General features: G+C 71.2%; 9 protein-coding genes and 1 pseudogene. All 10 read right to left on the bottom strand.

What is annotated here, in order from left to right:
* Positions 1-128 precede the first annotated feature (128 nt).
* Positions 129-659 (bottom strand): OsmC family protein, encoded by a 531-nt coding sequence (locus NWP09_RS10355; protein ID WP_258275435.1) that lies wholly within the window; start codon positions 657-659, stop codon positions 129-131.
* A 116-nt stretch (positions 660-775) separates the two neighbouring features.
* Entirely contained in the window at positions 776-1,033 is a 258-nt protein-coding gene (locus tag NWP09_RS10350) for a hypothetical protein (protein WP_258275433.1), read from the bottom strand.
* A gap of 9 nt (positions 1,034-1,042) precedes the next feature.
* Complete coding sequence (locus tag NWP09_RS10345; RefSeq protein WP_258275432.1) at positions 1,043-1,588, bottom strand: hypothetical protein; 546 nt, start codon at positions 1,586-1,588, stop codon at positions 1,043-1,045.
* Positions 1,589-1,671: 83 nt separating this feature from the next.
* Entirely contained in the window at positions 1,672-2,025 is a 354-nt protein-coding gene (locus NWP09_RS10340) for a hypothetical protein (protein ID WP_258275431.1), read from the bottom strand.
* An 84-nt stretch (positions 2,026-2,109) separates the two neighbouring features.
* Positions 2,110-2,337, bottom strand: a complete 228-nt coding sequence (locus NWP09_RS10335) for an SCO4848 family membrane protein (RefSeq protein ID WP_258275430.1) — start codon at positions 2,335-2,337, stop codon at positions 2,110-2,112.
* A 109-nt stretch (positions 2,338-2,446) separates the two neighbouring features.
* Positions 2,447-3,640, bottom strand: coding sequence for an elongation factor Tu (tuf, locus tag NWP09_RS10330; RefSeq protein ID WP_258275429.1), 1,194 nt, complete (start codon positions 3,638-3,640; stop codon positions 2,447-2,449).
* 149 nt (positions 3,641-3,789) lie between these two features.
* Positions 3,790-5,904, bottom strand: coding sequence for an elongation factor G (fusA, locus tag NWP09_RS10325; protein ID WP_258275427.1), 2,115 nt, complete (start codon positions 5,902-5,904; stop codon positions 3,790-3,792).
* Positions 5,905-6,014: 110 nt separating this feature from the next.
* Entirely contained in the window at positions 6,015-6,485 is a 471-nt protein-coding gene (gene rpsG, locus NWP09_RS10320) for a 30S ribosomal protein S7 (RefSeq protein WP_258275426.1), read from the bottom strand.
* Positions 6,485-6,859: a 30S ribosomal protein S12 gene (gene rpsL / locus NWP09_RS10315; protein WP_258275425.1), complete on the bottom strand. Its 375-nt coding sequence runs from the start codon at positions 6,857-6,859 to the stop codon at positions 6,485-6,487. The genes rpsG and rpsL overlap by 1 nt, the downstream gene beginning before the upstream one ends.
* 231 nt (positions 6,860-7,090) lie before the next feature.
* A pseudogene (locus NWP09_RS10310) lies at positions 7,091-7,359 on the bottom strand (hypothetical protein); the annotation flags it as partial.

Below are 7,359 nucleotides of genomic sequence, written 5' to 3'. Positions count from 1 at the left end.
GGCCGGCGGCGGCCGTGGGGCTCACGTTCCGGCTGGCCGACGTCGAGGCGGCGGGCTGGGCGCCGCTCGGTGCGCGGTGCGCCGAGGCCGCCGCCGAGCTCACGCGGAGGCTCGGCGGCGGCTGACGGCTACGCGAGGCGCGTCTCGACGGGCGTGGGGTTCGAGAACAGGTCGTGCACCGGGCAGTGCGCGTCGACGACGCGCCGCAGCTCGTCGTAGCGCCCGCGCTCGTCGGGGCCGTCGATGTCGACGACGATGCGCACGGCCTCCAGCCCGGGCCGCACGTCGTCGGCGCCGAAGAGGCCGCGCACGTCGAGGCCCGCCTCGGCGCGCAGCTCGAGCCGGTCGATCGTCAGGCCGAGGCGCTGGGCGTAGAGCCGGTACACGACGGTCTGGCACGCGAGGAGCGCGCCGAGCGCCGCCTCGACGGGGCTCGGGCCGGCGTCGTCGCCCGCGAGCCCCGCGGGCTCGTCGATGAGCCACTCGTGGCGGCCGGCGCTGATGCGGGTGGCGACGGCGCCCTCCGCCGAGCCGCTCGCGGCGACGACGAGCCGGGCGTTCCTGGCGTCGGCGGCGAGCCGGTCGCCCCACGCGCGCTCGGCGCGCGAGAGGCGCTCGTCGCGCTCGGCGGCGGTGACGGATGCGGTGGTGGTGGACATGCGTGCTCCTTCGGTCGGGAAGGCACACGCTACGAAGCGACGCGGCGGGCCCGGAAGCCCGCCGCGTCACGCTTCGTCATGCCGCGTCGCGGTGCGTCACACCGCGTCGCGGCGCGTCACACCGGGCGCTCGTCGGCGTCCGGCCCGGGCGGCTCCGAGCCCTCGAGCACGGCGACGGCCGCGTCGTCCGGCTCGAGCTCCGCCTTGTCGGCGGCGTGCTCGCGCTCGATCGCCGCTCGGGCGCGGTCGGAGAGCTCGTCGAACGAGCGGCCGGAGAGGTCTCCCGCCGGGTCGTCCGGCGACTCCGCGTCCACCGCGAGCTCGGGCGCCTCGTCGTCGGGCAGCCGCTCGGGCTGCAGCTCCTCGTGCTCCACGATGCGCTCCTAGGGCTGGGCGCGGTCGACGTCGTCGAGCGCGCTCGCGTCGCCCGCCGGGTCGCCCACGGGCGCGGTCGGGTCGAGGGTGCCCGGCCCCTGCGGCGCCTGGGGCGCACCGGGCGCCGTCGGGTCGGGAGCGCCGGGGTCCGGTTCGGGGACGCCGGGCTCCCCCGAGCCCACGGGGCCGCCCGGCACCGGAGGTGCGCCGGGCCCTGGCTCGAGCGACGAGCCGGACGCGCCGACGGCGTTCCCGGGCTGCTCGGCCTCGAGCTGCTCGATGCGCGCGCGGTGCTCGTCGATGCGCTCGAGGCCCTCGTCGACCACGCGCTCGTAGCGCTCGCCGGTGGCGTCGGCCGCGAAGTCGGCCTGGCCGTCGCGATCGGCGTTCGGGTACGGGAGCGGCGGCTCGCCGCCCGCGGGCAGCTCGCGGTCGTCCTCCGGCGGATGCGCGCCCGGGCGGTGCTCGGGCACGGTGCTCAGGTCGCCGCCCGGGAGCTCCGGCTCGTCGTCGAGGGGCTGGTCTCCGCCGTCGCGGATGGGGCTGTCTGCCATGCTCGCACCTTTCCGTCTCGAGGCCGGCACCGGTGCGCCGGCCGCGCTCCCAGCCAAGCACCGCTGGCTGGGAGCGGCATCAGTCAGTCGCCGCGCGCGTCGACGGCGCCGCCGTCGAACGGGTCGCCGAACCCGCTCGCGTCGATGTCGGCGTCGCCGGCCTCGCCCATCCCCGTCGTCCGCGCATCCGTCGCAGCCGACCGCGTGCCCTCGGGGCCGAAGCCGTCGGAGCCCTCCTCGGACCCGGCGTGGTCCGCGGCGGCCCACGCGCCGCCCGTCGCGTCTGTGTCGGCCGTCGGCACGTGCGGGTCGGTGCTCGTCTCGTCGGAGCCCGTGCCGTCGGCGCCGATCACCTCGTTCGCGGGCGAGCGGGTGCCCGGCATCTCGTCGTCGCGCTGCTCGCGCGCCTCGTCGGCGAGGTCCTCGAATCCAGCCATGCTGCAGCTCTCCTCTCGCGCGACCGCGGTCGCGGCCGCTGCGGTCAGCCAACCCCTCCGGGCTGGGAGCGCGCTCGGCGCGTGTCAGGCGAGGAGCCACCAGATGCCGACGACGCCCTGCGCGAGCGCGATGACGATCGCGATCGCGACGAGGCTCACGTGCACGGTGAGGAACCGGGTGGGACGGCCGGCGGCGTCCCTCGCCCGCTCGTCCCGCGCGACGCGGCGCAGGAACGCGGGCCACACGACGACGCTGAAGGCGGCCCCGACGAGGAGCAGGACGGCACCGGCGGTCCCGACGGTGTCAGGCATCCCGCATCCCGGTGCTCTGCTCGCTCGTCGGTCCTGCCATGCCGCCAGGCTACCGCGCGCACGAAGGAGGGCCCCGCCGCAGCGGGGCCCTCCCAGGTGAGTCCGGAGACTACTTGATGATCTTCGTCACCGTGCCGGCGCCGACCGTGCGGCCGCCCTCGCGGATGGCGAAGCCGAGGCCCTCCTCCATGGCGATCGGCTGGATGAGCTCGACCGTCATGTCGGTGGTGTCGCCCGGCATGACCATCTCGGTGCCCTCGGGCAGCGAGATGACGCCCGTGACGTCGGTGGTGCGGAAGTAGAACTGCGGCCGGTAGTTCGTGAAGAACGGGTTGTGGCGGCCACCCTCGTCCTTGGACAGGATGTAGGCCGTGCCCTCGAAGTTCGTGTGCGGCGTGACCGAGCCCGGCTTCACGACGACCTGACCGCGCTCGACGTCCTCGCGCTTGGTGCCGCGGAGCAGCAGACCGCAGTTCTCGCCGGCCCATGCCTCGTCGAGCTGCTTGTGGAACATCTCGATGCCCGTGACCGTGGTCTTCTGCGTCGGACGGATGCCGACGATCTCGACCTCGGAGTTGATCGCGAGCGTGCCGCGCTCGGCGCGGCCCGTGACGACCGTGCCACGGCCGGTGATCGTGAAGACGTCCTCGATCGGCATGAGGAACGGCTTGTCGCGGTCGCGCACCGGGTCGGGGATGTTGTCGTCCGCGGCCTGCATGAGGTCGAGGATGGCCTGCGTCCACTTCTCGTCGCCCTCGAGCGCCTTGAGCGCCGAGACGCGGATGACGGGAGCGTTGTCGCCGTCGAAGTCCTGGCTCGAGAGGAGCTCGCGCACCTCGAGCTCGACGAGCTCGAGGATCTCCTCGTCGTCGACCATGTCGGACTTGTTGAGCGCGACCATGAGGTACGGCACGCCGACCTGCTTGGCGAGCAGCACGTGCTCGCGCGTCTGGGCCATCGGGCCGTCGGTGGCGGCGACCACGAGGATCGCGCCGTCCATCTGAGCAGCACCCGTGATCATGTTCTTGATGTAGTCGGCGTGACCCGGCGCGTCGACGTGCGCGTAGTGGCGCTTCGGCGTCTCGTACTCGATGTGCGAGATGTTGATCGTGATGCCGCGCTGGCGCTCCTCGGGTGCCGAGTCGATCGAGGCGAAGTCCCGCTGCACGTTGGTGGCCGACGGGTACTTGTCTGCCAGGACCTTCGAGATCGCAGCCGACAGCGTCGTCTTGCCGTGGTCGACGTGACCGATCGTTCCGATGTTGACGTGCGGCTTGGTCCGCTCGAACTTGGCCTTAGCCACTGTGTCCTCCTAGGACTGTTCTCATGAGTGCACCGCCGCGTCGCGGCAGAGCGTTCGGGTGGTGTTGAACTATGGTACTTGCGCCGCGGTCTCATCGAAAACCGCGGCAGAGCGGTGGCCCGGGGGCGGCTCGCGCCGCCCCCGGCGACTCACTCGCCCTTGCTCTTCTGGACGATCTCGTCCGAGACGGCCTTCGGCACCTCGGCGTAGGTCGAGAACTCCATCGAGTAGACGGCGCGACCCGACGTCTTCGACCGCAGGTCGCCGACGTAGCCGAACATCTCCGACAGCGGCACGAGGGCCTTGACGACCTTCACGCCCTGGGCGTCGTCCATCGACTGGATCTGCCCGCGGCGCGAGTTCAGGTCGCCGATGACGTCGCCCATGTACTCCTCGGGCGTGCGCACCTCGACCGCCATGAGCGGCTCGAGCAGCACGGGCTGCGCCTTGCGGGCAGCCTCCTTGTACGCCATCGAGCCCGCGATCTTGAACGCCATCTCGGACGAGTCGACGTCGTGCGCGGCGCCGTCGAGCAGCGTCGCCTTGACGCCCACCGTCGGGAAGCCGGCGAGCACGCCGACCTGCATGGCGTCCTGGATGCCCGCGTCCACCGAGGGGATGTACTCGCGGGGCACGCGACCACCCGTGACGGCGTTCTCGAACTCGTAGGTCTGCTCGGCGGTGATCTCGAGCGGCTCGAGCCTGATCTGCACCTTGGCGAACTGGCCGGAGCCACCGGTCTGCTTCTTGTGGGTGTAGTCGTACTTGTCGACCGTGCCCTTGAGCGTCTCGCGGTAGGCCACCTGGGGCTTGCCGACGTTCGCCTCGACCTTGAACTCGCGCTTCATGCGGTCGACCAGGATGTCGAGGTGCAGCTCGCCCATGCCCTTGATGACGGTCTGACCCGTCTCGGGGTTGTTCTCGGTGCGGAAGGTCGGGTCCTCCTCGGCGAGCTTCTGGATGGCCGTGGAGAGCTTCTCCTGGTCGGCCTTCGTCTTCGGCTCGATCGCGACCTCGATGACGGGCGCGGGGAAGGTCATCGACTCGAGGACGACCTGGTTCGACGGGTCGCTCAGGGTGTCGCCGGTCGTGGTGTCCTTGAGGCCGATCACCGCGTAGATGTGGCCCGCGGTCATCGAGTCGACCGGGTTCTCCTTGTTGGCGTGCATCTGGAAGATCTTCCCGATGCGCTCCTTCTTGCCCTTCGTCGAGTTCGCGACGGCGGCGCCCGAGTCGACGTGGCCCGAGTAGACGCGCACGTAGGTCAGGCGGCCGAAGAACGGGTGCACCGCGACCTTGAACGCGAGGGCCGCGAACGGCTCGTCGCGGTCGGCGTGGCGCTCGATGACGATCTCCTCGTCGCGCACGTCGTGGCCCGGGATGGCGGGCACGTCGACGGGCGAGGGGAGGTAGTCCACGACCGCGTCGAGCATCGGCTGCACGCCGCGGTTCTTGAACGCCGAGCCGCACAGCACGGGGTAGATCTCGGAGTTGATCGTCATCTTGCGGATGGCGGCCTTGATCTCGGCGGTCGAGATCTCCTCGCCCTCGAAGAACTTCTCCATGAGCGCGTCGTCGGCCTCGGCGATCGTCTCGATGAGGGCCGCGCGGTACTCCTCGGCCTTCTCCTTGAGGTCGGCCGGGATCTCCTCGATCGCGTACTCGGCGCCCATCTTCACGTCGCCCTTGGCGTCGCCGCGCCACGTCTTCGCGTTCATCTCGACGAGGTCGACGATGCCCTCGAAGTCGCTCTCCGCGCCGATCGGCAGCTGGATGACGAGCGGGCGCGCGCCGAGGCGGTTGATGATGGTGTCGACCGTGAAGTAGAAGTCGGCGCCGAGCTTGTCCATCTTGTTGACGAAGCAGATGCGCGGCACGTCGTACTTGTCGGCCTGGCGCCACACCGTCTCGGACTGGGGCTCCACGCCCTCCTTGCCGTCGAAGACGGCGACCGCGCCGTCGAGCACGCGGAGCGAGCGCTCGACCTCGACCGTGAAGTCGACGTGGCCGGGGGTGTCGATGATGTTGATCTGGTTCTTGTCCCAGAAGCAGGTCACGGCGGCCGACGTGATCGTGATGCCGCGCTCCTGCTCCTGCTCCATCCAGTCGGTGGTCGCGCCGCCGTCGTGCGTCTCGCCCATCTTGTGGTTGACGCCCGTGTAGAACAGGATGCGCTCGGTCGTGGTGGTCTTGCCGGCATCGATGTGGGCCATGATGCCGATGTTGCGGACCTTGTTCAGGTCGGTGAGCACGTCCTGTGCCACAGGGTTCCTCCGATGAGTGGATGGAGCGGGGGGTTCGGGGGCCGGGTCCCGCGGAGCGGGACAGCGGCCGTGCGAGGCGGAGGCCCGAGGGGCCCCCGCCTCGGCAGCGGCTACCAGCGGTAGTGCGCGAAGGCCTTGTTCGACTCGGCCATCTTGTGCGTGTCCTCGCGACGCTTCACGGCGGCGCCGAGGCCGTTCGAGGCGTCGAGGATCTCGTTCATGAGCCGCTCGGTCATGGTCTTCTCGCGACGCGCCTTGGCGTACGAGACGAGCCAGCGCAGCGCGAGCGTGTTCGCGCGGTGCGGCTTGACCTCGACGGGCACCTGGTAGGTCGAGCCGCCGACGCGGCGCGACTTCACCTCGAGGGTGGGGCGGATGTTGTCGAGCGCCTTCTTGAGCACCGTCACGGCATCCTGGCCCGACTTGGCGCCGACGCCCGTGAGCGCGCCGTAGACGATGCGCTCGGCGAGGCCCTTCTTGCCGTCGAGGAGGATCTTGTTGACGAGCTGCGAGACGATCGGTGCGCCGTAGACGGGGTCAGCAACGACCGGGCGCTTGGGAGCGGGACCCTTGCGAGGCATTACTTCTTCTCCATCTTCGCGCCGTAGCGGCTGCGAGCCTGCTTGCGGTTCTTCACGGCCTGGGTGTCGAGCGCGCCGCGCACGATCTTGTAGCGGACGCCGGGGAGGTCCTTCACACGGCCGCCGCGCACGAGCACCATCGAGTGCTCCTGCAGGTTGTGGCCCTCGCCGGGGATGTAGGCGGTGACCTCGGTGCCGTTCGAGAGCTTGACTCGCGCGACCTTGCGGAGGGCGGAGTTCGGCTTCTTCGGGGTCGTGGTGTAGACGCGGGTGCAGACGCCGCGCTGCTGGGGGTTCGCCTTGAGCGCCGGAGCCTTGGTCTTCTGGACCTTCGGCGACCGGCCCTTGCGGACCAGCTGCTGGATTGTGGGCACGTTGCTTCTTCCTGCTGCACGGTGACAGCGATTCGATGTGGTTCGCCGGCGCTGCCGGCTCCATCGGTGATCCACCGCACGCTCGCGCGCTCTTCTCAGGTGGTGGATATGCCGTGGGGGCTCGCGGACCGGTGCCCGCTGCCCGAGTGCTGCCCGCCCGCTCCCCGCGCATGACGCAGGGCGCGCGTGTGCGCACACCCGATCAAGGATACGGGCAAGCCGCGTGCACGGTCAAGCGACCGGGGGACGCCCCGCGGACGGCAGCCCGTCGTCCTCGAAGCGCGCGGCGAGCGCGATCGCATCGCACAGCGCGAGCAGGAGCGGCACGGGCGCGAGGAGGGGCACGTCGAGGTGGAGGAGCGCCGCGCGGCGCTGCCCGGGCACGGGCAGCCAGTAGTCGACCGCGAGCGACGGCAGCGACGCGGCGCCCGCTGCGGCGCGCAGCGTCGGCCGCCGCAGGACCCTCGAGCCGGCTCCCGCGAGCACGCGGTCGTCGGGAC

The organism is Agrococcus sp. HG114, from assembly GCF_024723325.1.
Classification (GTDB): Bacteria; Actinomycetota; Actinomycetes; order Actinomycetales; family Microbacteriaceae; genus Agrococcus.
The sequence above is the reverse complement of the archived record's forward strand: the minus strand, read 5'-3'. Positions and strand labels throughout refer to the sequence as shown.